Genomic DNA, 1,566 nt, shown 5'->3' on the forward strand with positions numbered 1-1,566 from the left:
GTGGCCATCAATGCCGCGCGGTGAGGACCGAGGTTATCCATGGCGCCAGCCCGAATCAAGCGCTCAATAACCCGCCGATTCAGCTTTTTCAAATCAACACGACTACAAAAATCAAATAAGTCAGTAAATGCACCACCCGCATCGCGGGCCTGAATGATCGATTCAATGGGACCTTCACCAACACCTTTGATCGCGCCAATACCGTAAATAATTTGCTGCGCATCATCGACAGAAAACTTGTAATACCCCCGATTCACATCAGGCGGCATCATTTTTAAGCCCATCCGTTCACATTCATCGACCAGCGTGACAATCTTATCCGTGTTGTCCATATCGGCTGACATCACCGCAGCCATAAACTCCGCAGGATAATGCACTTTCATCCACAGTGTTTGATAGGACACCAGTGCATAGGCCGCTGAGTGCGATTTATTAAAGCCGTAGCCGGCAAATTTTTCCACCAAGTCGAAGATTTTAATCGCTAATGTGGGGTCGATTCCGTTATCCGCAGCACCTTGCTCAAATACCGCGCGTTGCTTCTCCATTTCCTCGGGCTTTTTCTTACCCATCGCTCGCCGCAGCAAATCTGCACCACCCAAGGTATACCCTGCCAAGACCTGAGCAATCTGCATCACTTGCTCTTGGTACAAGATGACCCCGTAGGTCGGCTCTAGAATCGGTTTCAACGTATCATGCTGATAGGTCGAGTCAGGATAGGAGATTTCTTCGCGGCCATGTTTACGGTCGATAAAGTTATCCACCATGCCCGACTGTAACGGGCCGGGACGGAATAGCGCCACGAGTGCGATAATATCCTCAAAACTGTCCGGCAGAAGACGCTTAATCAACTCTTTCATGCCCCGCGATTCAAGCTGAAATACGGCGGTTGTTTCGGCTCGCTTCAGCACTTCAAAACAGCGTGGGTCGCTGAGCGGAATGGACTCAATAAAAATTGGTTTTTGCTGCTTTTCAGCACGGCGCGCATTGACCATGTCGAGCGCCCACTGAATAATCGTCAATGTGCGCAAGCCAAGGAAGTCGAACTTGACCAGACCCGCCGTTTCAACATCATTCTTGTCAAACTGGGTAACGGGGAACTTACCTTCCGAGTCACAGTATAGTGGCGTGAAGTCGGTAATTTTTGTCGGGGCAATCACCACGCCACCGGCGTGTTTGCCAGCATTTCGAGTGACGCCTTCAAGGCGGCGAGCCATATCAATGACCTCGCGCACCTCATCGTCACTGTTATAGAGCTCGGGCAGTCGCGGCTCTTCTTCGAACGCTAGAGATTCGATCAACAAATCCATAGGGTTGCCCCAACACCCGCCCGACGTCACGAACGACGGCTTTCGCTGCCATCGTGCCAAACGTAATAATCTGTGAAACAGCCTCACGACCATACAACTCAGCAACGTGATCGATGACCTCGTCACGACGATCCATACAAAAATCGACGTCAAAGTCAGGCATGGAAACCCGTTCCGGATTCAGAAATCGTTCGAAAAGAAGGTCAAACTCAAGCGGATCAAGGTCAGTAATTTTTAGCGCATAGGCGACCAACGAGCC

1 pseudogene is annotated in these 1,566 nt (G+C 50.6%); it reads right to left on the reverse strand.

What is annotated here, in order from left to right:
• Nucleotides 1–1,566 (reverse strand): annotated as a pseudogene (gene dnaE / locus J5F18_RS19410) (DNA polymerase III subunit alpha); the annotation flags it as partial.

This window comes from Halomonas sp. BM-2019 (genome assembly GCF_017584085.1).